22 protein-coding genes are annotated in these 24,076 nt (G+C 63.7%); 14 read left to right on the top strand and 8 right to left on the bottom strand.

Going from position 1 to position 24,076, the window contains the following annotated elements:
* Positions 1-74: 74 nt before the first annotated feature.
* Positions 75-386, bottom strand: coding sequence for a helix-turn-helix domain-containing protein (locus tag ACQS5P_RS05155; protein ID WP_428939832.1), 312 nt, complete (start codon positions 384-386; stop codon positions 75-77).
* A gap of 325 nt (positions 387-711) precedes the next feature.
* Between ACQS5P_RS05155 and ACQS5P_RS05150 the strand changes: the two genes are divergently transcribed.
* From ACQS5P_RS05150 to ACQS5P_RS05110, 9 genes are all read left to right on the top strand, one after another.
* Positions 712-3,714: a serine/threonine-protein kinase gene (locus ACQS5P_RS05150; protein WP_428939831.1), complete on the top strand. Its 3,003-nt coding sequence runs from the start codon at positions 712-714 to the stop codon at positions 3,712-3,714.
* Between the two features lie 41 nt (positions 3,715-3,755).
* On the top strand, positions 3,756-4,649 hold the full coding sequence (locus tag ACQS5P_RS05145) for a hypothetical protein (RefSeq protein ID WP_428939830.1): 894 nt from the start codon (positions 3,756-3,758) through the stop codon (positions 4,647-4,649).
* Positions 4,650-4,704: 55 nt separating this feature from the next.
* Positions 4,705-5,622: an RNA polymerase sigma factor gene (locus tag ACQS5P_RS05140; protein WP_428939829.1), complete on the top strand. Its 918-nt coding sequence runs from the start codon at positions 4,705-4,707 to the stop codon at positions 5,620-5,622.
* 319 nt (positions 5,623-5,941) lie between these two features.
* Positions 5,942-6,163, top strand: coding sequence for a hypothetical protein (locus tag ACQS5P_RS05135; RefSeq protein ID WP_428936973.1), 222 nt, complete (start codon positions 5,942-5,944; stop codon positions 6,161-6,163).
* A 3-nt stretch (positions 6,164-6,166) separates the two neighbouring features.
* Positions 6,167-7,858: a hypothetical protein gene (locus ACQS5P_RS05130; protein WP_428939828.1), complete on the top strand. Its 1,692-nt coding sequence runs from the start codon at positions 6,167-6,169 to the stop codon at positions 7,856-7,858.
* Between the two features lie 448 nt (positions 7,859-8,306).
* Positions 8,307-9,050, top strand: coding sequence for a hypothetical protein (locus ACQS5P_RS05125; RefSeq protein WP_428939827.1), 744 nt, complete (start codon positions 8,307-8,309; stop codon positions 9,048-9,050).
* Positions 9,051-10,609: 1,559 nt separating this feature from the next.
* The gene (locus ACQS5P_RS05120; protein ID WP_428939826.1) at positions 10,610-10,939 is read left to right on the top strand and encodes a peroxiredoxin family protein; all 330 of its coding nucleotides are present in this window, start codon (positions 10,610-10,612) and stop codon (positions 10,937-10,939) included.
* Positions 10,940-11,145: 206 nt separating this feature from the next.
* On the top strand, positions 11,146-12,213 hold the full coding sequence (gene ruvB / locus ACQS5P_RS05115) for a Holliday junction branch migration DNA helicase RuvB (RefSeq protein ID WP_428939825.1): 1,068 nt from the start codon (positions 11,146-11,148) through the stop codon (positions 12,211-12,213).
* 114 nt (positions 12,214-12,327) lie between these two features.
* Entirely contained in the window at positions 12,328-13,260 is a 933-nt protein-coding gene (locus ACQS5P_RS05110) for a sugar phosphate isomerase/epimerase family protein (protein ID WP_428939824.1), read from the top strand.
* A 151-nt stretch (positions 13,261-13,411) separates the two neighbouring features.
* On the opposite strand, the gene ACQS5P_RS05105 is transcribed toward ACQS5P_RS05110, so the two are convergent.
* Positions 13,412-13,630 (bottom strand): cold-shock protein, encoded by a 219-nt coding sequence (locus ACQS5P_RS05105; protein ID WP_428939823.1) that lies wholly within the window; start codon positions 13,628-13,630, stop codon positions 13,412-13,414.
* Positions 13,631-14,248: 618 nt separating this feature from the next.
* Here ACQS5P_RS05105 and lptB point away from each other — a divergent pair.
* Positions 14,249-14,986 (top strand): LPS export ABC transporter ATP-binding protein, encoded by a 738-nt coding sequence (lptB, locus tag ACQS5P_RS05100; protein WP_428939822.1) that lies wholly within the window; start codon positions 14,249-14,251, stop codon positions 14,984-14,986.
* On the opposite strand, the gene ACQS5P_RS05095 is transcribed toward lptB, so the two are convergent.
* Positions 14,987-15,694, bottom strand: coding sequence for an SOS response-associated peptidase (locus ACQS5P_RS05095; RefSeq protein ID WP_428939821.1), 708 nt, complete (start codon positions 15,692-15,694; stop codon positions 14,987-14,989). It abuts the gene before it with no gap.
* Positions 15,695-15,756: 62 nt separating this feature from the next.
* Between ACQS5P_RS05095 and ACQS5P_RS05090 the strand changes: the two genes are divergently transcribed.
* The 4 genes from ACQS5P_RS05090 to ACQS5P_RS05075 are packed head-to-tail and all read left to right on the top strand — an operon-like array spanning position 15,757 to position 18,279.
* Positions 15,757-16,233: a hypothetical protein gene (locus tag ACQS5P_RS05090; protein WP_428939820.1), complete on the top strand. Its 477-nt coding sequence runs from the start codon at positions 15,757-15,759 to the stop codon at positions 16,231-16,233.
* A 5-nt stretch (positions 16,234-16,238) separates the two neighbouring features.
* Positions 16,239-17,606 (top strand): intermembrane phospholipid transport protein YdbH family protein, encoded by a 1,368-nt coding sequence (locus ACQS5P_RS05085; RefSeq protein WP_428939819.1) that lies wholly within the window; start codon positions 16,239-16,241, stop codon positions 17,604-17,606.
* 16 nt (positions 17,607-17,622) lie between these two features.
* The gene (locus tag ACQS5P_RS05080) at positions 17,623-17,868 is read left to right on the top strand and encodes a hypothetical protein (protein ID WP_428939818.1); all 246 of its coding nucleotides are present in this window, start codon (positions 17,623-17,625) and stop codon (positions 17,866-17,868) included.
* A 9-nt stretch (positions 17,869-17,877) separates the two neighbouring features.
* The gene (locus ACQS5P_RS05075) at positions 17,878-18,279 is read left to right on the top strand and encodes a YdbL family protein (protein WP_428939817.1); all 402 of its coding nucleotides are present in this window, start codon (positions 17,878-17,880) and stop codon (positions 18,277-18,279) included.
* A gap of 1 nt (position 18,280) precedes the next feature.
* Here the strand turns inward: ACQS5P_RS05075 and ACQS5P_RS05070 are convergent, their stop codons facing one another.
* From ACQS5P_RS05070 to ACQS5P_RS05050, 5 genes are all read right to left on the bottom strand, one after another.
* Positions 18,281-19,540, bottom strand: coding sequence for a metal ABC transporter permease (locus ACQS5P_RS05070; protein ID WP_428939816.1), 1,260 nt, complete (start codon positions 19,538-19,540; stop codon positions 18,281-18,283).
* Between the two features lie 148 nt (positions 19,541-19,688).
* A complete protein-coding gene (locus ACQS5P_RS05065) occupies positions 19,689-20,540 on the bottom strand; it encodes a GNAT family N-acetyltransferase (RefSeq protein WP_428939815.1) in 852 nt (283 codons plus the stop codon).
* Between the two features lie 26 nt (positions 20,541-20,566).
* Positions 20,567-21,934, bottom strand: coding sequence for an iron chelate uptake ABC transporter family permease subunit (locus ACQS5P_RS05060; protein WP_428939814.1), 1,368 nt, complete (start codon positions 21,932-21,934; stop codon positions 20,567-20,569).
* 184 nt (positions 21,935-22,118) lie between these two features.
* A complete protein-coding gene (locus ACQS5P_RS05055) occupies positions 22,119-23,042 on the bottom strand; it encodes a metal ABC transporter ATP-binding protein (RefSeq protein WP_428939813.1) in 924 nt (307 codons plus the stop codon).
* Positions 23,039-24,007, bottom strand: a complete 969-nt coding sequence (locus ACQS5P_RS05050) for a metal ABC transporter solute-binding protein, Zn/Mn family (protein ID WP_428939812.1) — start codon at positions 24,005-24,007, stop codon at positions 23,039-23,041. Before ACQS5P_RS05050 ends, ACQS5P_RS05055 begins: the two co-directional genes overlap by 4 nt.
* Between the last annotated feature and the right edge of the window lie 69 nt (positions 24,008-24,076).

The following is a 24,076-nucleotide window of genomic DNA, read 5'->3' as shown; positions in this document are numbered from 1 at the left end:
CGGAGTAAGGCCGCGCCTGCGGATCTGGCATCAGGCAGATCGGCGTGTAGATCTCGCGCTGGCGTCGCTGCCCATCAGCGCCTCGATTGCCAGATCCCCTTTACGCATGGCCTCGGCGATCGCCGCATGCAGGCCGGTTGGATCGGGTGTGCCAGGTGGTGGCGGATCGACCGCGAGCAAAAAGGCTCCAGCGGCACGGACAGCGCCTGGATAATTCGCTCCAGATGATCGAGAGTCAGGGCCCGTTCCCGCGACTTCACCAAACTGACGAAGCCCGGCATGACGCCCAGAATCCGGGCGATGTCTGCCTGCGTGTGCCCGCGTTGCGTCAGGCAGGCGATGATCTTGGCTGACAGGGAAGTTGATGCGCTACGCCGGTCACGCATGGTGCTTCAGCCTTTCATCTTGTCGTCCAGATCGCGGTGCCGCCCCCGCTTCGATTCATGGTCTACGATTATAGTTGACCCTTGGCTGAAGTTAGCGAACATCTGCGCGGTGTCGTGGGATTCGGTCCGTCAATCATGCGGTGTTGATGACTGAAATAAATGGCGAGCACGTACGAATTCCGTCGCAGCACGTGCGATGTCGGCGACACCGGCCATGGCCGGCAATGTCAGCGCGGAGACTCTCGTGCCAGCCGCGCCCGCAGGCTCATTTGCGTTGCACGTCTGTCGCCCAGTCGGTCCGCTATCAGCAGGGAGCGCGTCAGCAATGTACGCATTCCAATACAAGCACGGCGATCGGCCGCTTGAAGGCTACACCATCCAGCGCGCCGCCGGGCGGGGTGGGTTTGGCGAGGTGTACTACGCCGTCTCCGACTCCGGACGCGAAGTGGCCCTGAAGTGCATCACCGGCTACCAGGAGATCGAGCTGCGCGGCATCAGCCAGTGCATGAATCTCAAAAGCCCGCACCTGGTGACCATCTTCGACGTCAAGTACAACGCCGAAGGCCGGCCGTTTGTCATCATGGAATACGTCTCGGGGCCGAGCCTGCGGCAGTTGCTCGACGAGCACCCCTCCGGCCTGGGCGAACAGAAGGCGGCTTTCTTCCTGCGCGAGATCGCCAAGGGGCTGACGTTCCTTCACGACTGCGGCATCGTTCACCGCGATCTGAAGCCCGGAAACATCTTCTATGAAAACGGCTACGTGAAGATCGGGGATTACGGTCTGTCCAAGGCGATCACGACCTCGCAGCACAGCGGGCAGACGGTTACCGTGGGGACGGTTCATTACATGGCCCCGGAGGTCGGGGCGGGCAAGTATGACCGCAGTATCGACATCTACGCGCTGGGCGCGGTGCTGTACGAGATGCTCACCGGCGTGCCGCCTTTTGTCGGCGCCTCGCCCAGCGAGGTGCTGCTGAAGCATTTGTCGGCCATGCCCGACTGTAGCGGCATCTCCGAGCCGTTCGCCACCGTGATCAAACGGGCGATGTCCAAGGATCCGGCCCAGCGGTACCAGAGCGTGCAGGAGATGGTCGAGGCGGTTTTCGGCGCGGCGCACGTGCAGCAGAGCATGTCGGTGTTTTCGGCGGATGAGCTGTCGATGGTGGCCGGGCGCGTGGCCCGCAAGTTTGCCGCCTCGGGCGGGGCGGGATCCGGCAGCGGCGCGGGGCGAGCCGGCGCTGCGCTCGGCACAGGCTCGGCTCCGGGTGCGCGGATGTCCGGCGATCGCTGGGGACAACTGGCCAGCCGGCTCGATCAGATCGGGCAACGGATCGTGCATCGCGGCGTGGGACTGAGCATCGCATTGAAACACGGCGCCGAGTCGCGCGACCTTACGGTTCCAATCGAAGACCCGCTGCCCCAACGCGCGCGAATCATGCTGGCGATCGTCAGCATCCTGGTCGTCTCCGCGGCGGCCGCGATCTTCTCGCCGCACCCCTCTCGGTTGACGGCCGGCATCTTTGTGGCGCTGGCAATCGGTGGGGCGGTGGTCGGCCTGGAGATCTTCCGCAGCCGCATCTGGCCGCATCTTCAGCACGATTCCCCTCGCACCCGCCGACTGATCACCGGCGCCGCCGCGGCGATGGGGATCGTGGCGTTTTCGCTGATCGCCTGGCTGGCCAGCGAGCACCCCAGCGGCACCACCTGGATCGGCATCCTTGCGCCGTTTTTCCTTTGCGATGTGGGACATCGCTGGCTGCGCGCCGATCGCCCGGATCGCGTGCGTCTGGGACCTGCGCTGGGCGCAGGATTCGTCGCGTTCATGGTCTGCGCCGTCTTTGGGGGCTGGCCGCACGTGGCGGTGGCGGTAGTCGCCGGCGCGGCGCTGGCCTCGCAGGCGATCTCGCCCTGGAGCCCGCGATTTGCCAAAAGTTCCGAAGAATTCGACCAGAGCGAGGACGCTGATGAGATCGACGATGAAGATGAGCAGCCAACGGCGCAGGCTTCGCCCGCGGCGACGCAGAATCCCGCGGTGCACCCCGTAAGCCTCAATCCCGAGTCGCTGATGGCTACGGACGTGCCCCCGCCGCAGGCGCCGGCGGAGGTCTACTGGTCGCGGGCCGTGCCACTGCCAGTGCGGCTGCTGTGGCTGGCGGTGTTCGCCCTGACGCTTTCGCTCTCGGTGGCGTTTTTCGTGGCGGCGGGCGTGGGATCCAGAGGCGATTTCGGCCCGTTCATCGCCGCCGCCGGCACCTGCGTGCTGCTGTCGGTCTTGTTTTTCTACCGCGCGATGTCGCGCACCTACTACGGAATCTGGAACTATCTGTTGCGGCCACTGCTGATCACCGCCTGTGCGATCGCTGTCTTCTGCTGTGCAGTGCTGATGGGCACGCAGCGGATGTCCGGCGAGCAGATCGCCGTCGCGACGTTTTTCATTGTCTTCCCAACAATTGTGGCAAGCGTTGCGGTCTTTGTCCCCGGTCGCACGAAGCTGGCGTCGCCGCTGCGTGCGGGCGCGGCAGGCGCTTCGGGATCGACGGCGGGCGGGGCGGCTGCGTCGCCCGTCGATCGCGCCGCGCCACGCGGCGCCATGCCAGAGATGAACCGCCGGCACAAGACTGCCCGGCGCCAACGGCAGCGCGCGTTTGCCGCCAGGGTCGATCTGGGCAGATCGCCGGGCATGGGAGGGGGTCTGCTCTCTTTTCTCGCTGGACTGCTGCTGTTCATCGGGACGCTGGCGGGGCTGGGGTTGGCGCTGCACCTGCCGCACGCGATCGCGGCCGGCGTGTTTGACCCGGCGCTGTCCCAGGAGATCCAACGCAATGTCTTCAACGGCTACTCCGGTTGGCCAGTGCTTACCGAGCGGATCGCGGTCATTGCGGTGTCGATCGTGATGCTGCTGGCGGTGGTGCTTCAGATCTTCGCGCGTCGTCGTGGCGGGGTGATGCACATGCTCCGCGGCATCATCGGAACTGCGGGGTTGATCGTGTCGCTGCTGATCCTGGCGTCGGCGTTTCGGTGGATGAGCGCCTGGCCGGCGATTCAGCCGCTCGTGCAGATTCAGCAGTTCGCCGCCGCGATGGACGTGTTCCTGAATCACTGGAGTGCTCAGGCGGCGATCACGGCTGGGGTGGTGTTCGTGCTGGCGTCGGTGGTGCTGGCGTGGGCGCCGCGGCGGGCGACGGCATCGGCGCGCGCGATTCGCGCGGCGACGGCCTCGCCGCCCGCGCCGCCTGCGGCCCCGGCGGCGCCTGCGCCGCCGCTTGCTCCCACGCCTCCGGCGCCGCCAGCACCCGCCGCGCCGCAGCCGGCGGCTTCTCACGCATGAGCCGTTGATCAGCCATTGCCGGAAAGGCAGGTCGATTCGTCATGACCAGTATCACGTACACGTTGGGAGGCGGGGCACTGATCCTGCTGCTGATCGGGCTGGGGATTCTGGCGTCGCTGATCGTGTGGATCGTCAGATGTCCCAGGTCCGGGCTGGGGATGCTGGCGGTGCTGATCGTGCTGGCGGCGGCGGGGGTGTTCTCGATCCGAGCTGTGGTATCCACAGACCGCCATAAACCCGCGATTGTGTTCGCACCGATGACCGCACCGATACCACCGACGCCAGTCCCCAGCGCGCCGTTGATCGATCTGCCGCTGCCGGCGGCAACCGTGCCCGCCGGCGCGACAAGCCAACCCGCCGGCATCTCCGGCAAGGCGTGGGTGGATGATTGGGTCGGGTTCGTCAACGCCTCGGGCGATTCGGGCAAAACCTGGATTCGTGTCGAATCGCCCGGATACTGCGCCACGGAACACGAAGCGCATCTGGCAGCGCAGCGTGCGGCAGTGGACTCGCTCAAACCGTTCATCGAGGCGCGGTTGACGTCGCGTTTGTCGGGCACGCCGCTGAAGATCGCCATCGACGACCGCTGGCTCGAGCAGCAGCTTGCCGCGTCGCTGTCGGGCGAGAGGGTGGTGCGGGACCGCTTCGTGCATCGCGTGCAGCGCCCCTACGGGGACGTGTGGCGCGAGATGGTGCTGATCGATGCTTCGCCGCAGACGATTGACATGCTCGCCGCCCAGTGCGCCGCCGCCGCCCGGCAAGAGGCGATGCGCACAGTCAGCGGCTGGGGCGCCGTGGCGGCGGTGGTAGTGGTGATCATGCTGGCCTACGCATTTCTCAATGCCGCGACGCGAGGGTATCTTGTCTGGCGGCTGCGCGCCATCGCGGTGTTGGCGATCATCGTGGCGTTGCTGGCGGCGATGGCGATGGCGTAGCACGGGCTTGCCGCCCATCTCAACCTCCAGGCACGGGTTGCAGACCCGTGGTACGATGGGACAGATCACCGAAGCCGACAAGTACCTTCTCGACCAGATCCGCCGCGGCAACAGCGACGGATGGGCGCAGCTCGTGGCGCGCTATCAGGGGCGACTGCTGGCGTTTGCGCGCGCGCAGCTTTCCCGCAAGTCCGAGGCCGAAGACATCGTTCAGGAAACCTTCCTGATGTTTCTCCAGAGCCTGCGCGGCTTCCGCGATGATTACAGTCTGGAGACCTATCTGTTCACGATTCTGCGCCGCAAGATCATCGACCTGTATCGCGGACGTCAGTTGCGGATGTGCTTTGTTCAGGATGCGCTGGGAACGGGCAGTGTCGATTCATCGACCCAGAACGAGCCGGTGCAGCTTTGCTCGCCCGAGCCGACCGCGAGCTGGTACATTCGTCGCGACGAGCAGGCCGAGCGCGCCCGCGCCGCGCTGGCCGCCGCATTGGGCGGACTGATCGACCGCCTCAAGCACAACCAGAACTTCCGCGACCTGAAAATCATCGAGATGCTCTTCTACGCGCAGATGCGCAACCAGGCCGTGGCGCGGGTTCTGGGCATGGATGAAAAGCAGATCGCCCTGATCAAGCACCGGATGATCAAGGAGCTTCGCGAGCGGCTGGCGCAGGGCTCGCAGTCCGGCGACGCGTCGCCGCCGGAGCCGACCGATTCGATGCTCACGGAGGTGTGGGAGGAGAATCGCTTCACGTGTCCGAAGCGCAGCACGATCGGGCGCTTCCTGCTGGGGACGCTCGAGGATCCGTGGAACGAGTACGTGGACTTTCACGTGAACAAACTGAACTGCCGCTTCTGCCGCGCCAATGTCGAGGACCTGCAAAAGAAGACCGCGGACCAGGAGCTGATCCAGCAGCGGCAGCGTATTTTCGAATCGACGATCGGCTTTTTCCGCCCCGGCTCAGCGGGGTGATCTTCGCCCGCCAGAAGAGCTGAACTTGCAGCGCCTGAGTCTCAGTCCAATCCCGATAGAGCGATCAGTTTACCAGCTTTATCATTGACACCCCTTCTCTGGCCCGCTACGGCTTTGATTGACAACTCTGAACGGTTCTTATGGGCGTCGCGTTTTCCCCGAGGTCCCCGGGGAAGGAGAACGACATGAACGCTCGATTCAGGCACGGTTCCCGGCCTTCCCCCCCCTTTGGGCTCGCGTCGTTTCGAGAGAGCCCCTCCGTCGTGCCGTCTGTGAGACCCTCGAACAACGCTGCCTGCTGAGCGCCGGGCCGCAGGTGGTGCAGGCAGGCTTCGACTGGCTCCATGCGCCCCACAGCGTCAGCTTTCAGTTTGATCGGCACGTGCTCGGCGTGGCGGCAGAGGATTTCGTCGCGGAGAACATCGATACGGATTCGACCGTGCCTCTGGTGCTTGACGGTTACGATCCACTAACATATACTGCCACCCTCAGCTTTCCGCAGGCTCAGTTCAACACCGGCATCCTCGAGAACGGGAACTGACAGGTGCGACTGCTGGCCAACAGCGTGACGAGCGCATCCGACGGCGAACCCTTGGCCGAGGAGTACACCCTTGCCTTCTGGTTCCTCAACGGCGACGCCGACCGCAGCCGAGGCGTCAACGCCGCCGACTACGCCATCATCGACGCCAGCTACTCATATCAGCAGCAGCACGGCGTGCCGCCGGAAGGTTGGAGCTGGGACGATGGCGACTTCGACTACTCCGGCTCGATCGACGCCACCGACTACGCCATCATCGACAACGGCTACTTCGTTCACCTCTACGAGCCGACGGACTTTTACGTCACCGCCCTGTCGTCCAGCAGCATTCGCCTGGCGTGGGACGATGTGGAGGGCGAGAACACCTGGCGGATCCAGCGCTCCACCGACGGCGCCAACTTCGTGTGGTACCAGGACCTGCCCGCCAACACCACCACGTTTGACGACACGAACCTGAGTCAGGGCACGCGTTACTGGTATCGTGTGCGAGGAGTCGGCCCGGGCGGCTTTGACACCGGGGCCAGCGCCAAGAAGGCCGCCACCACCGTGCTGCCGGCGCCCAATCACGTGACGGCGATCGCTCAATCGCTGCCTGGCTCGGCCACGATCGAGTGGCGCGACAACGCGACGGCCGAGAGCGGCTTTGCCATCTACCGCAGTCTCAATGGCGGCGCCTTCGAGCAGATCGGCACGTCGGCGGCGGATGCGACCAGCTTCACCGCCGAGGGACTGCTGGACACGGTGCAGTACACCTTCCGCGTGCGGGCGTTCAGCCAGGACACCAACTCCGGGTACACGCCGATCACGCCGCTCTCGCCACCGCCGCCGCCGGGGTTCAACATCTCCGCCTTGTTCGAATACGATCCGCCGTCGGGCCAGGATCAGCGGCTGACGCTCACGTTCACGCCGGGCGTGGAAGGGCTGGCAAAGCAGGACATTCTCATCGAGAACCACGAGACCGACGAAGTCATTGATTTCGACTTCCTGTTCACCGACGGTGCCGAGGCCGACGTTGCCACGCTCACGTTCCCCTACTCTGGTCACCCCGAGGGCGCGATCCTTCAGAACGGCAACTATCAGCTTCGCATCCTGGGCAACACGATCGCAACGCCGGGCCCGGACAGCGTTGTGTACCTCGAGGAATTCAGTTACGAGTTCTTCTTCCTCAACGCCGACGGCAACCACGACCGGGTGGTGAACACCAGCGACCTGAACCTGATCTCCGCCAACTGGCAGCAGCCCGGGCGATCCTTCAGCCAGGGCGACTTCAATTACGATGGTTTCGTGGACTCGCGGGACCTGTACCTGCTCGGCATCCACTGGGACCTCAGCCTCTTCGCGCCGTTCATGTTCAACGCCTGGGGCGACTCGACGAGTTCGGTCAGCCTTTCGTGGGATCCCAACGAAGTCGAGGGCGAGACGGAGTGGGAGGTCTGGTTCGCCGACAGCGGCACCGGCGCCTTTACGAAGGTGGAGCCGTCGCTGCCGGCCAACAGCAGCGGCACCCGGTACGACGGCCTGCCTGACGGCACGCCGTACTCGTTCAAGATCCGCGCCAAGCTGAGTGGGGACACGTACACGCCTTTCTCGTTTCTCGCCGAAGCGCCGGGCGGTCACGCGCCTGCAATCGCCAGTCATTCTTTCAGCGAACGCAATAGCACCCGACCTGATCGAAGTGACGTGGCAGGATCTGTCTAGCAACGAAGAGGAATTTACAATCGAACGGTCGGTGGTGGGCGCTTTGGACGAACAGTGGGTGCGTGCGGGTCAGGTTGGTCAGAATGAAACTGTCTTTGTTGACGATGATCCAATCCTAACACCCGGTGGGACGTATGCTTACCGTGTGTTCGCGATGAACGCCACGACAGGAGCCACGTCCACGACGTCACCCATCTCGGCACCCACGACAACTCCAGTAGAGCCCTCGACCGAGGCGCCCCCGACGAACCTCGCAGCGACATTTGAGGGGCAGCAGTTGGTCCTCCGTTGGAGCCACCGGTACAGCGCTGATGGATACCAGATCGAGCGACTCCGGTATCGATCTGGGACGACAGATCCACGTTGGGAGTTCGTTGATACAACGTCTCGCCGCAAGTATGTGATCCCATCTGTTGGGAACCAAGTTCTTTCGTTCAGGGTCGTCGCGTTGACTGGCTACCACGAGTCGGTTCCGATCAGAGTCGTGAACGCGCCGGGGACCGACAAGGCACGAGCGCTGGCGCTGATCAATCAAGAGGAAGCGAGGCACAGTACTCAGCCCTACTACACGTATAATATGGGCGGATTCGCGGCGTCCGGCGTCAGGGGTCTCTTTGATCACCTCGCGTTGGCACTCAGCAACGTGACCGTCACGACAGATAATAGCCTGCCGTCGTCGGCGCGGTACTATCCAGCTGCGAATGCGCTGGCGTTGCGTACCGTTGCGAGCCCGTACGACGTCGTCCACGAGCTGGTTCACGCCGTTGATGATTTCAATGATTGGTACGTCAACCAAGGTGGATTCTCGACCGAGTTGCCGGAGGCGCTAGGGTATACAACTGAGTACATGCTGCTCGAATTGGCGGACGCTACCAATCCGAACACTCTTGCTTGGTTCACTACGAGGGGCTACGCTGACGCCGCAGCGGCCCAGACGGCATGGGACAAAGCTTGGGATCGGATCAACAAGGTCATCAATAACCCTGCTCACAAGATCTACTATTCGGTGATCTTTGCGCAGGAGCGTACGGTAACCCCGGCCGACGTTACAGATGTCGTTTCCAAGCTTGGGTTTGGGATCTCTGCTTCAGCACCCTTGGCTGTCTACAACTCCTATCTGGAGGCGCAGGGAATGCCGGCTGGCACCTTGACGAACACCTTCACGTTCCCGTTGAACGCAGTCTTCCTGTAGAGGGAGAGGAGCCGGCTTAGAAATGCGCGTATGAGAGAAACCGATAGCCAAGTCGGTCTGGACCCGCATCGCCTGGACTACGTCTCTCTCGGCTGCCGGGTGAGGCCATCGATCGTTCTCCCGGTACTTGCTCTCAGCTGCGGTGCCTGCTGCGCCTTACTTTTCGTGGCAGCCGGTCTTTTCGGTGGAACGTTGGGGTTGGTGCTGGTCGCGCTCGCCCTTGTGGCAGGGCTGGTTGCAATTCTGGGCGGGCTTACCGGATACCGACGGGGTCGGGGCTGGGATGCCGGAGGGGGAGGCCCGGCGCGTCTCGGGTTATGGATCGCGATACTCGCCATTTCAACCGCTGGGCTGGTCGCGGTCGTTTCTCCGGCGGTTTCGCCTCACCGCGACCACTCGGCGCGACGACGGTGCGCGGCCAATCTCTACGCATTGGGACAGTCACTCCGAAACTACGCACGCCAGAACGATGGGCAGTTCCCCCCATCGCTGGTCGAGCTTCTGCAGGCCGATTCGCTGGTTGACATGAATTGGCTCGTGTGCCCAGGCACAACCGACACCGCGCCTCGCAGGATAGGTTCTCCGCCGAGCATAGTCGCGGATATTCGTGCAGGCGGGCATCTGTCATACTGGTACATTGGCCGAGGGCTCCGCCTACACGATAGCGCGGATTCCGTCATCCTCTTTGAGCCTCTCGAAAACCACCGAAATGAGGGCATCAATGTGCTCTATCTCGATGGACACGTCGAGTTTCGAGCTGCTGGCGAAGCTGAGCCCATACTCAATCAGCTTCGTGCAGGCATGTCCAAACCAGAATAGGGCGCGGAAACCGCGACGGCTCAAAGCAGAAACGGGGACACTGCTACTTATCTACGATCGTAGCATACCGGTGCAGCCCGCGCGAATTAGAGGGGACGCGATGACGCGAACCTTTAAGCGGGGCAGGGCATGCGGCCCGGGCGGGGTTCTGACGGATTGAGGCCTTAAGCGATGTCATCGGCCATCCGATCTCGATGCTCCGCGCCGGCGGAAGCTGCGCAGCGGCGATGGAGGCTCAACATGAGATGCCCGAAAACCTGCGTCTTGCCCGCTTTCCTTATGCTCGTGCCCTTTGCCCACGGCGCAATCCGATATGATTTCCCCGTCGGCAGTCAGGCGATCTTTGAGGGAACGATTACCGTCTCGGGGCCTGCGGCAACCATTCGCGAGGTCCGTCAAGCCAAAGCCTGGGTGCTCGCGGAGAACCGGGATCACTCCCGACGAGTCCTGCTGCTCGAGAGACGAAGGATTCGCTTTGGTCAAAACATCAGCGAACACTGCGTTGGGGCGCTGTTGATCTGGATGCGGATGGCACCTGCCGAATCCTCGGACGAATTGGCCAGGCCGAGCCGGCGTTTTACTTCCCGTCCCTTGGCGCCGCCCAACCGCCGGTGTCGTCCGCCTCATCCACACAACCCGCCGAAACCGTGCTGGTCGTTTCTGCGGACACACCGATTTTGCGGGCGCAGACCATCCATCGAACCATCCGCTATCGTCTCGATCCGACCGCAGCCCTGCCGATGTCAATCACGCTGGACGAATCGCGCACCTGGCCGGCGCGCACGACGACGAGTGGAGCGGTAAAGACGATCACGACATGTCGGATCGAAGCGCCCGACCTGCGCGGCAAGGTCATCGTGCAGAGCGCCCGGCTGGTCAGCGATCAGTTGCACATCCCCTTCCCGACCCTGGATGCGTCAGAATTGTGGCAGCGATATCACGCCGATACCTGGCCGACGCTGATGGTCGTCGATCGAGAGGGAATCCTGCGACATGTACAGATCGGAGAGGGCGAAGATCTGGACTCGACGCTTACCAGCATTCTTGAGGGTGTGATCAAGTCGCCCTGAATCCTTGCCCCTTGCTGACATCTCCCTTCAAACAGGGGCAGTCGCCTGTTCCCTGAACAGTCAATTCCGTGTGCGTGATGCCTGGCTTGTGGCTCGGTTCGACCGGGTTGTCGTGCCAAACGTTTATGGCGCGCCTACGATGTTCGGCGTGTGTTCGGTTGGAGGTTGAGCTTGTGATGATGGCGTCGATCGCTAAAACAGTCGTCATGCCACGCGAGCGCATCGTATCGGGACAATCCCAGGGCGAGGAGGAGAATCGCTTCAACTACGCGCTGCGCCCGCAGAAGTTCTCGCAGTACATCGGACAGGAAGCGCTGATCCGCAAGCTGCGGATCGCGGTGCAGGCGGCCAGGCAACGCGGCGAGCCGGTGGAGCACACGCTGCTGCACGGTCCGCCGGGGCTGGGCAAGACGACCCTGGCTCACGTGATCGCCAATGAAGTCGGCGCTCAGTTGTACGTCACCAACGGCCCGGCGCTGACTCGCGCGGTGGATCTGGCGGGCATTCTCAGCAAGCTCAAGCAGGGCGATGTGCTGTTCATCGACGAGATCCATCGCCTGCCGCCGGTCGTGGAGGAGTGTCTGTACCCGGCGATGGAGGATTTCAAGATCGACATCACGCTGGATCAGGGTCCGCACGCGCGGACGATGTCGATCCCGATCCCGCCTTTCACGCTGATCGGCGCCACGACGCGCCTGGGGTTGCTGACCGCGCCGATGCGCGGGCGGTTTGGGATCAATTCGCATATCGAGTTTTACGAGCCGGAGGCGCTGTATCAGATTCTGTCGGCCAACGCGAAGCTGCTGAAGCTGGAGGTGGAGGCCGCGGCGTTGCGTGAGCTGAGCCAGCGGAGCCGCGGCACGCCGCGGATCGCCAACCGGCTGTTGCGTCGCGTTCGCGACTTTGCGGCCGTCGAAGGCAGCGGCAAGCTCACGCTGCCGATCACGCGTGCGGCGCTTCAGCTCGAGGGCATCGACCAGAAGGGTCTGGATGAGCAGGACCGGCAGTTTCTGCGGACGATCATCGAAGTCTACGATGGTGGCCCGGTGGGGGTCGAAGCCATCGCCGCCACCATGGGCGAGGAGATCGACACGCTGGTGGATGTGATCGAGCCGTACCTGCTTCAGATCGGCCTGGTGACCCGTACCCGCCAGGGCCGCCGCGCCACGAAGCTGGCCTATGAGCACCTTGGGTTGCCGTGGCGTCCGCCGGCGCAGAACGAGATCGGCGATGAGGATCAAACCTTGTTTGAGGAAGGTCCTTCGCACGAGTGAGCAGGTTGTTCACCGCGGGAGCCGTCCTGCTGGCGGCGCCTGATCGGCCATCTCCATTGCACAATGTCTGCGATGTCTTGACCTGCGTGGCGGGGTGATCTAGCTTGCCCGTTCATGAGATTCGCGTTCAGCACCGTGGCATGTCCGAAGTGGGACTTTGAAACCATTGCCGCGCGGGCCAGGGAATATGGCTACGACGGCGTGGAGATTCGCGGGTTTCTCAACGAGACGGTTCTGACGGTATCCAACGTGTTTCTGACCGATCCGGCCAAGGTCAGGAGCATCTTCGCCGAGCAGGGGGTGCAGATCGCCTGCCTGGCCAGCTCGATCGCGATGACCGGCCAGCGCAAGCGTGACCAGATTCTGGCGGAGGACTGCAGGCGTTACATCGACACGGCGGCGGCCATCGGGTGTGAGTTCGTGCGGGTGTTGGACACTCAGGTCAAGCCCGGACAAAGCCGCGCGGCGGTGGCCGCGGCGCTGGCTGAGTGGCTGGTTCCGCTGGGGGATTATGCCGCCGACCGACACGTCTGCCTGCTGATCGAAAACGCCCTGTCGTTTCGATCGGCCAAGGAGATGTGGATGATCCTGGAGCAGATCTGTCATCCGGCGATCGGGTGCTGCTGGGACGTTGCCAACGCGGCGATGATCGGCGAGTCGCCGGCGATCAGCGTACCGGTGCTCAACAGTCGGATCGATTATGTGCATGTAAAGGATGCCAAGCTGGGCCCGCTGGGCGTCAGTTTCTGCAAGCTTGGAGAGGGCGACATTCCCGTTCAAAAGCTGCTGATCCGATTGATGGGAATTGGCTACCAGGGATGGGTGACGGTGGAGTGGGAGAAGGCGTGGCTGCCGGGGCTGGCCGAGCCGGAAGAGATCCTGCCCGATGCGGTGGCGAAGCTGAAGCAGTGGACCAAGCCGCAGGTACAGGAGAAGCCGGCGAAGAAGGAGGCACACGCCAAGCCTGCGGCGGCAGGGGCTGCGGCGGGCAAGGCGCCCGCGAAGGCGGCGGCGCCAACCGCGGCGGCGTCTACACCGTCACCATGAATCGCGCCGCCTCAGGCGGTGCAGTTCCATCAAACGCCAAGAGGCTCGTCCTCCGCGAACGAGCCTCCGGCTGGATATTCGACTTGTGACGGACCGCCGTCGCGCGAATCCGCGCGAAGCACAGCGGGCAAGCCGCGCTGACGGATCGCGCTCAGGTGTTGGCGGTCGTGAGGCGGCGAACCCGCGTTGCCTTGGTTCCCTTGGGGCCTTCCTCGGCCTCGTATTCGACCAGCTCGCCATCCTGAAGCGTCTTGAATCCCGTGCCCTCGATGACCGAATGATGCACGAAGATGTCCTTCCCGCCCTTGTCGGAAGCGATAAACCCGAACCCCTTCTGATCGTTGAACCACTTGACCTTGCCCGTGGCCATACAAGCCACTCCTTTCCAATCGAGCGATGTGATCGAACGCGGGAGAGACAGGCCGAGATGCGGTCCCTCCGCGAGCTGGGCACTTTTCGAGCCGGCATCGAAAACCAACTTTCGCGCGGCTCGTTCCCTCGTGCCATCGGGAACGACCAAACCGCGGCAAAATTACCACGAGGCATCGCGGAAACGCAAAATATTCTGAAACTGTCAAGAGCCAAAATGACGGACAGACGCGAGTTATCCACAAAGCTGCCGAAGGCCTTGCAAACCCCTGCTGCTGCCGGCCCGCGTCGGGTGCAGCATTTGGAAACTGTAAAGCCCTATCGATTCAGGACTAATCGGAAATGACGCTCTGCTGCGCCTAAGCTCAGGCGGCTACGTTAGTTTACACCAGGGTCGCCGGCGCCGCCGCGGGGCTGAAGCGGAGCCTGGTGGTGTTGGTATTCGGTAAATGCCGAATACCCCAAATTGTCAGATCCTGTCCCAGTCAATGAACTTGTGGCATTATCCACGAGTTGTCCACAAGGCCGGATCTTGATTTTCCGCACAGCTTGCTCATGCTAACGCCCGCGGCTGTGCAAATTCGATCGGCCGGGCACGGAAGTACTCAACAGACCCTGCATGAACCTGCTGGAGACCACGAAACTCGTCAAGAGCTACAACGGCCGGCGAGTCGTGGATGAGGTCAGCTTCGTGCTGGCGCAGCGAGAAATTGTCGGCCTGCTGGGACGCAACGGCGCCGGCAAGACCACGACGTTTCGCATCATCCTGGGGATGGTCAGGCCCGACAGCGGTGCGGTGGCGTTTGACGCCAGCGACATCACGCACCTTCCCATGTACAAGCGCGCCCGCCGGGGGATCGGGTATCTGTCGCAGGAGCGAAGCGATTTTCGCCGGCTGACGGTCTGGCAGAACCTGATGGCGATTCTGGAGACGCTGAACCTGACGCGCGCCGAGCGCCGCCGCCGTGCCGAACAGCTTTTGGCCCAATACGGCCTGACCCGCCAGCGAGACCAGCGCGCCGAGACGCTCAGTGGCGGCGAGCGACGCAAACTTGAAATCGCCCGCGCCCTGGTGACCCAGCCGAAACTGATTCTGCTGGATGAGCCATTCAGCGGCGTCGATCCCATCGCCGTCGAGGATCTCCAGCGTGAGGTTCGGCGACTGAAAGAGGAATTTGGCAAGAGCGTGCTGATTACCGATCACAACGTCGCCCAGACGCTGCGAGTCTGCGATCGCGCGCTGATCATCAATGACGGGCGGGTTTTCGCCGAGGGCACGCCCAGACAGATCATTAACGATCCGGCGGTCCGCAGTGCCTATCTGGGCAACACGTTTCGTGGTGACGAGTTCGACTGATCATCGCTCGAAAAGCTGCGGGCCGACCTGCGGCAGCGGTTCGATGCACTTCGGCGAGTCGTTCTTCGGATTGTTGACCATCCGGCTGACCGGATATGCCTGCATCTGCTCGGGCGGATAGGGTTTGAGCATCGACATCAGTTCTTCGGCGGGTCGCTCGTTGGGGTCCAGCCAGTCCCGATAGTGCTGCGGCAACAGAATGACGGGCATGCGGTCGTGGATGGGCTTGACCAGCTCATTCGGTTCGCCGGTGATGATGGCGCAGCTTTTGATCTGCGAGCCGTCCTCGCCGTGCCAGACTTCCCACAACCCGGCAAAAGCAAAAGGCCGGCCATCCTTCATACGGATGTACATCGGCGTCTTGGTCTTGCCGTCGGGGTTCTTTTTCCACTCGTAGAACCCGCTGGCGGGGATCAGACAACGGCGGCGCTTGAACGCAGCGCGGAAGGCGGGCTTCTGGGCAAGCGACTCGGCCCGCGCATTGATCATCCGCCCGCCGATCGAAGGATCCTTCGCCCAGGACGGAATCAATCCCCAGTGAACCAGCTCAAGCTGGGCCTTGCCTTCCTGCCATTCGTTGAGCACGGCCGGCACCGGCTGGGTCGGTGCGATGTTGTACCTGGGCGGGGGTTGGGTTTGCGGGCCTCGAATCCACGGAAACATGTCCGTGAAGTCCGCCAGCCGAATCAGTGTATATCGCCCGCACATTTGGTTGTTCAGAAGCAGCCGAGCGCCGCACCGGCACGGCGCAGCGGGTATAATCCTACGCCGTGACCGGCCCGTTTCCCACGACCCCCGATCATCCTCACGCTGGCATCCCGCCGGGCGATGAGTCGGCCGGGCCGACGCCCAGCCGCATGACCGTCATGCTGGCGGTGCTGCTGACGATCGCCTTGGCCGGCGGGGGGCTGGCGCTGCTGCTGTATCGTGCCCTGGCTGCGGCCGAACCCGACGCCGTCTTTGTCGTTCGCGCCAATCGCGATTGGCAGGGGGCCGAGCTGATCGTCGAGGGCGGGCCGCTGTCCCAACCACGCGTCACGCAGATCGAACGCCTGGGCAACTACACCGTGCCGTTTTTCCTCTGGCCCGGACAGTACACGCTGCGCGTCAGGAGCCAGGGCGTGGAAGTGTGGACGGAACATTTCACGCTCGGCCGGCGGGATCGGATCGAGTTTGACCTGACGCGGAGCGGCGCCACCACTCTGCCGGCCACAGCGCCGGCCACCACACCATCCACGACAGAGTGAGGTCAATGCGCCGGCGTACGCGATGGTTGCTGATCGGCTCGCTCTCGACGGTCGCCGCCTTCGCCGCCGCGGCCTGGATCGGGCTTGGGGTGGTGTTGCCGCGCGTCGTCCGCAGCCAGGTGCGCCAGGTCCTGTCCGATCTGGGCCTGCGCGATGCCAACTTTGAGCTGCACCGATCAACGCTTTGGCATACCCAGGTCGCGCAGCTCACCGCCGGACCTGATGCGCAGCTCAGCATCGGCTCGATGATGATCACGCACTCGCCGCTGGAGGCGATCGACCGGCAGATCGATTCAATCCTGATCCGCAACGCCCGGCTGCGAGTCCCGACAACGATGCCCGCCGATGCCTCGCACGGGTCGTCGGCATCGAGCGCTCGAAACGAGCCATTGCCGATCCGCAGCATCGAGCTGCGTGACTGCCTGCTGGTGATCCCCTATGCACAGCAGACGATCGAGATGCCGCTGGAAGGCACGCTGCTCCGCACGCCCAGTGGTCCATCGCAGTTGAATGTGCGCGCTCGCCTCGATGCCGCCAGGCTCAACGCTGCCGGGACTATCGAGACCGCATCCGGCGATGCGCGGATTTCGGTAAGTGTCGAAGAGCTCGACCTGTCGCATTTCGGGCCGCTGCTTGAAACGGAAATCACCGGCAAGGTGAATGTGCAGGGTGAAGTTCATCGCGAGGGCGCGGCGACTCGCGCTGGCGGACAGTTTGCTGCCTCGAGGGTCGATCTGTTCGGCCAGACGTTCACCGACGTCTCGTTGCGTGGCGGCTTCACCGCGCCCGCGGCGGTGCGGATTGAGAGCCTGGCCCTGGACTGGGCCGGCGGGCACCTCTCGGCCGAGCCGTTTGACCTGCAATGGCCTTCGACGGACGTGGCGCTGGCGGTGTCGATCGCACATGTCGATCTTCAGAAGATTCTGGACGTGATCTCACAGGGCCGCGCCAGAGGCAGTGGATCGCTGTCGGGGCGACTGGCTGTCGCGATCGATTGGCCACGGCTCCGCTTTGGTGACGGAGTGATCCAGTCCGATGGCCCCGGCACGCTGCGGCTCGGCGACTCGGTCACACAGTTTGGGCAGCTCCTGGATCAGTCCGACCCGCGCTTCGCCCGTGATGCCCAGATGCGCCAGGCCAAGCAGCAGATTCTGGAAGCGCTGACGGACTTCGCCTACGATCAGATCCGCGCGCAGTTGTCGCGCGAGGCCGACGGGTTGCTGCTGGTGTCGATCACGATCCGCGGCCGCGGGCGAACCGGCGCCCGCCAGCCACTGGACATCACCTTGAACTACCGTGGCCTGGAGGAGGGGCTGAACTCCTATCTTGCGGCTCATTCGCGTGTCTTATCCATCGGCGGTGGCGGGAAATGAACGAAAGGCGGCGCGTGTGACGAGGATATTGCGACGATCCGGGCTGACGCTTGCCGTGTCGCTGCTGGTGTTGGCGCCATCCTGTGCCCGCGTGAGCGTCGATCCGATCGAGGTCAAGCCGATCCACGTCGTCGTCGATGTCAATGTCCGCATCGACCGCGAGCTTGATGAGTTCTTCGCGTTCGAAGACAAGTACCGCCAGCCCGCGACTCAGCCGACCACCACACAAACCGCTTCAGCCTCGGATTCTGCTGGAAAATAGGAGACGACCGTGAAGCTGGGCATTTCGAATCTGATGACCGCAATCGTGGCCGCGCTGCTGACGGTGGGGCTGGTGAGTTCACTGGCATCGGCGGCGGACAAAAAGGAGCTCCAGGCTCGATTCGAAAGACGGTATCCACAACTGCTGGAGTACAAATCGCAGGGCAAGATCGGCGAGACCACCGAAGGCACCGTCGAGGCCGTCGAGCCGAAATACCTGGATGATCAGACGCTCAAGAACCTGATCGATGAGGAGAACGCCGACCGCCGCGAGCTTTACCAGATCATCGCCAGGGAAGAAAACACCACGCCAGCGAAGGTTGCCGAGCGCACCGCTCGGCGAAACTTCCAGAAAGCCCGCCCGGGCGAATACCTCAAGGCCGCGGATGGGACCTGGCGCAAGAAAACATGAATCACGTCTTTGCCAGCGTCTGATCGATTTCCTGTACGGCCTGATCTGAGAGGTGGTGCTCGATCCACTCTGCGGCGTCGTGAACGTGGTCGGGTGCGATGCCCACCTGTTGTTGCAGATACTGTTCCCACAACTGGTGCGCGCGGATCAGGCGTTCGGCCCGTGCGCGGCCGGCGTCGGTCAGGCGGATGGTGCCGTCGGCGCGATCGACCAGCCCCTGCCCGCGCGCCAAGGCCAGCGCCGAGGCGAACTGCCGCGGCGCCAGTCGCATCGCCGCCGCCAGCTCGCTCAACCCGATCGGCTCGGGTCTGCCCGAGCGAATCAGCTCATCCAGCATCTTGACCAGGTTTTCGGCGGCGATGGTTCGTCGCAGGCGGCGGCGCGCAATCGCCTGCATCAGCACTCCATATCGCGGCGCCAGCAGCCAGCTTCCCAGGAACAGCACGAACCCCGCCAGCGAAATCGCCCCCGCAGCCGAGGTATCGAAGATCGCCGGGTGGCTGAGCCAGTAGCCCAGGATCGTCGAAAGCACGCCATGGACCGCGGCCAGGATCAGCATGCTTGGCATGCGATCGGACCACAGCCGCGCGGTTGCGCCGGGCATGATCAGCAGCGCCACCGCCAGGATCGCGCCCACCGCCTCGAAGCTGGCCACCACCGTCAGCGACAGCGCCGCCATCAGCATGTAGTGGATCAGCACCGCGGGAATCCCCATGCTGATCGCCAGTGCCGGATCGAAGACGCTGACCAGCAGGTGGCGATAGAAGATCAGCAGCCCGAGGATGATGCCGCCAAGGATGAACGCCATTGGCCGGATGCCGTCAAAGCCATAGACGGTGAAGTACTCGATGTTGCCGTAGAGCACGCAGCCCGGGTCCAGATCCGCCTGCCCGGCGAAGAGGTTGATCATCACCACGCCCAGGGCGAACATCGTGGTGAAGATGATGCCCAGCGAAGCATCTTCCTTGACGCGGCTTTGCTTCTCGACGGTCTCGACCAGCAGCGCCGCGAGGATGCCCACCGCCGTGGCGCCTGCGAAAATCCACGGCGAGCGCAGCGATCCCTGGCCGCTGGTGTGCACGCTGATGAGAAACCCCAGCACGATGCCCGGCAGCACCGAGTGTGACAGGGCATCGCCCAGCAGCGACATCCCGCGCACCACCAGAAAACACCCGATCAATCCGAGTGCGCAGCTCACCAGCACGCCTTCGACCACGATCGGCCAATAGACGCCCAGCTCGGACGGGGAGAATGGCGCCAATTGGTGGAGGATGGCTGCCGCGATCGTGTCAAACCAGCGAGAGATAAAGTCCCAGATCTGCATGTTGTAGCACGGGCATGTGGCCCGTGTTCTCAGCGTCGTTTCCGCACTGCACGGGCGGGACGCCCGTGACACCCTGGGTTCGGCCTCAGTCAAACACCCAATGTCGCCAGTCGCTCACCGGACGATACCCCAGTCGCTGGTAGATGCGGCTGGCGGCGGGGTTGGCCAGGTCCGTGAACAGAAAGCAGAACCTGCGCCCCGAGTCCAGCAGATGCTGGCTGACGGCGGCGACGAGGCTCGAGGCACAGCCCCGCCCGCGATATTCCGGCGGCGTGTAGACGTAATTGATCCGCATGCCGTTGGGGGTCGGTCCGGCGATGGCGGTCATCGACAGCACCCGATCCTGCTCGTCCTGCCAGAGAAACAGCCGCCGTTCGCGGATCATCCTCTCGGCCGAGAGTCGCGGGCGCGGGTCCGGCTCGCCAATCTCGCGCGCAAACGCGTCGCACCACTTCTCCAGCAGGTCCAGGTGCGCCTCGGTGGCGCGGACCATCAAACCCTCGCATGGCCGCTGCGGCGCGATCACCGAGCTCAGTTCAAACACGCGCAACGCCCGGCGCTGGCGCCTGGATTGGCCCGAAAGCTCGCTCCACCGCCGCGCCACGGCGTCCACCTCCGGCAGCGGGCCGAGCAACCCCGGCCCGGACCAGTTGATCCGTTTCAGTTCCCGCGCCAGCGGTTCGTGCGTACCCTCGCCATCCAGGCGGCTCAGCAGCATCGCCCGTGGCGGGGTCTGGATCGCCACGCCCTTTACCTGCCCGTCATCCGATTCGACAGTGAACAGCAGCGGCGGCGTGTCGGTGGTGGGGGCCGACGGGCTGGCCAGCCACGCGCCGGTGAGGCCCAGCAGCACACAGTTCTCGCACTCGCGCTTCAGCAGCGTGGGCTGGACGCGCCGAGCGAAGTCTGGCGGGTTGTGATGTTGAATCGCCTGCATCGCAGTATGCCTCGCTCGCGATCATCTTACCGCGCCGGGATCGGCCTGCCGTGCGGATCGGTCGTGGGGCTTTCCAGCATCCTTTCGAGCCTGGCCAGCACGTCCCGGGGCAGCACGTGCTCGATGTACTCGGCGTCGGCGTGGACGTGATCAGCCCCAAGCTTAGCCTCCTGCGTGAGAAAAAGCTCCCACAATCGGTGATTCCGCACAATCCGTTTTGCTTCGATCAATCCCTGGTCGCTCAGGATGATCGGGTCGCTGCTGCCCGGGTCGATCCATCCACGGTGTGCGGCCAGACGCGCCAGGCGTCGCACGTGTGCGGGGGTTTCCTGCCTCTGGGCGGCCACGTCGTGCACGCCGAAGCGGCGATCCTCGAAGTTGCCGCGTTTTTCCATCATCAGGTACAGCGTTCGCAGCAGGTTCTCGGCCTGGGTCTTCTGCCGCTGCTGGTACAGGCGCAGCAGCCGCGGCAGCAGGCCATGGAGCGGCGAAAACAGGAATGCCACCGCGAACAGCGTCGAAGCGCCAAGGACCATGAACGCGCCGGTGGGCAGGTTGTCGCCCAGCAGGCTGAGGAACGCGCCCAGCACTCCCGCAGCGGCGCCGAACGCCGCCGACAGGATCGCCATGCGGTGCAGGCGGTCGGTGAGCAGGTACGCCGTGGCCGCGGGGGTGACCAGCATGGCGGCGACGAGCACGACGCCAACCGCCTGGATGCTGATCACGATCGCAACCGTCAGCAGCGCCGTCAGCAGGTAATGGATCGCGCGCACCGGCAGCCCGAGGCTGAAGGCGAAGTCCTCGTCGAAGCTGCTGACCGCCAGCTTCCGCCAGAAGATGATCACCGTCGCGATCGCGATCATCGCGATCGCGGCCATGTACTTCACGTCGGTGAGGCTGGTGCCGACGATCTGGCCGAAGAGGAATTTGTCCAGCCCGGCCTTGTCGGCGCCGAATTGCTGATTCTGCTGGATGTATCGAAGCAGGACGATGCCCAGTCCGTAGAAGCCGGTGAAGACGGTGCCCATGCACTCGCCGCTCTTGAGCGTGGTCGTGCGCTGAAGGATGGCGATCAGCGCCGCGGCGAGCAGACCGGCGATCAATGCCCCCAGCAGAAGCGCCGGCATCGATCGCGTCTGTGCGGCGATGAAACCGAGACAAACGCCCGGCAGCACGGCGTGGCCGATCGCGTCGCCGAGCAGGCTCTGGCGGCGAAGGACGATGAAGCAGCCCAGCAGCCCGCAGGTTACGCCCAGCAGGATCGCCGCCCACACCACGCAGTCGGTGGCTTCGATGCGCTTGTCGAACAGCGCCGCGAAGAAGCGCGCGATCGTCTGCCACGACGTGACATCACTGGTGAAGCCGGCGGCGAGGATGGATTGCAGTGCGTCCATTGTAGCAACGGCCCGAGGTCAATCTCATTGAACCACGAAGACACGAAGGCACGAAAGGGAGACGGCACAAAGGGGAGAAGGGCAGATGGTGTACGTGCATCTCACTCCTTCTCCGTTTCTCACCATCTCCTGTTCTTTGCTTCGTTTCTTCGTGTCTTCGTGGCTCATCTGCCAGACCGATGCGTCATAACCCAGTCGGCGGATCGAAGGCGGGGGTGGCGGGTTTCTGTGCCGGTTTGGCGACGCCGAGCTCGGCGTCGGCCACCGCATCCGCAACATCCGCCAGAATCGTCAGCCGCCCGCCGTACGTCTTCTGCAACAGCTCCGGCGTGAACACCTGCTCGGTCGGGCCGAACGCCACCAGCCGCATGTTCAGCAGGATCAGCATGTCGAAGTACTCCTTGGCCGTCTGAAGGTCGTGATTGACCACCAGCACGGTCTTTCCGCCGGCACGCAGCTCCTGAAGCAGCTTGATGATGGCGGCCTCGGTGGCGGCATCGACGCCGGCAAACGGCTCGTCCATCAGATAGATCTCACTGTCCTGCGCCAGCGCACGGGCAAGGAAGACCCGCTGCTGCTGTCCGCCGGACAGATTGCTGATCTGTCGATGCGCATACGGGAGCATGCCCACTTTTTCCAGGCACTGGCGGGCGCGCTCGCGGTCGCGCCGCCCGATCCGCCTGTACCACGGCACGCTGCCGTATCGGCCCATCAGCACCACGTCCATCGCCGTCACCGGAAACGTCCAGTCCACGCTTTCGCGCTGCGGGACGTAGGCGATTTTCTGTCGTTGCTCCTCGATGGGCCGGCCAAACACCTGCACCCAGCCGCTGGAAAGCGGCAGCAGTCCCATGATTGCCTTAATCAGAGTGCTCTTTCCCGCGCCGTTGGGCCCGATGATGCCGACAAGCCTGCCGGGCGGAATCGCCAGGTCCACGTTCCACAGCACCGGCTTGCGGTGATAGCTGACGGTGAGGTCATGGACCTCCAAGGCGGGGACGAAGTGGCCCGCCTGGCCTTCGGAACGCCGAGTGGCGGTCTGCTCATTGGGCGTTTGGCCTTCGCCGCTGTGGATTTGCGACGTCGCCGCGGCTTGAGTCGTGTTCATTTCAGCGCCTTGACGATCGTATCGACGTTGTAGCGGACCATGCCGGCGTAGGTTTCCACGGCGTAGCCGGGGCGTTCGCCGGGGCTGCCCATGGCATCCGAATACAGCTCGCCGCCGATCTTCACGTCGAATCCGCGAGACTTGCAGTCAGCCTGCACGCGCTCGATCGTCTTGGGGCTGACCGAGCTTTCTACAAAGATCGCGGGGATCTTCCGCTGGAGGATGAAGTCGACGGCGTTGTTGATGTTGGTCAGACCGGCCTCGGTCTCGGTGCTGATTCCCTGAAGCCCGAAGACCTCGATGTCGTAGGCGCGGCCGAAGTAGTTGTAGGCATCGTGGCTGGTGATCAGCACGCGCCGCTGTTTGGGGATCTCGGCCAGCTTCTGGCTGATTTCCACGTGCAGGGCGTCAAGCTCGGCTCTGAGCTGTTCGTAGTTTTTGGTGTACACGTCGGCGCCTTCGGGATCGAGGCGGACCAGCGCATCGCAGACGGTCTTGGCGGCGCGTGCCCAGAGCGAGGCGTCGAACCAGACGTGCGGGTCGTGCGCGCCGCCGCCACCGGCCGCGCCGGTCGTCTGTTTCCACGGCAGCAGCAGTTCCGGCGGGATATCGCGTGTCACCGCCACCGCCCGATCGCCCAGCTCGTGCTCGAGCAGGTCGACCATCTTGCCTTCCAGGTGCAGGCCATTGTACAGCACCAGGTTGGCGCGCTGGATGTTTCCGAGGTCGGCGGTGGAGGGCTTGAAGGTGTGCGGATCCACGCCCGGAGGCATGATGACTTTCAACTCCACACGGTCCTGGGCGATGCGCCGCACCAGGTCGCCGATCATCGTGGTGGTGGCGACGACTCGCGGCTTGCCCGAAGTAGCGGCGGGGCTGCTGCCGCAGGCGCTGAGCAGAGCGACCCCGAGCACAATCGCGACGACGCTGAGCAGCAGAACGAAAGTCGGTTGCGCGTATTTCATATTTTGATTAATCAAAGTCAATGGAAACACTACCCGTTTGCCTGGGTTCGGTCAAGGGCCGCTTTGGCC

Origin of the sequence: Fontivita pretiosa (assembly GCF_050410795.1) — a bacterium.
In the GTDB taxonomy this organism is placed as follows: Bacteria; Planctomycetota; Phycisphaerae; order Tepidisphaerales; family Tepidisphaeraceae; genus Fontivita; species Fontivita pretiosa.
The sequence above is the reverse complement of the archived record's forward strand: the minus strand, read 5'-3'. Positions and strand labels throughout refer to the sequence as shown.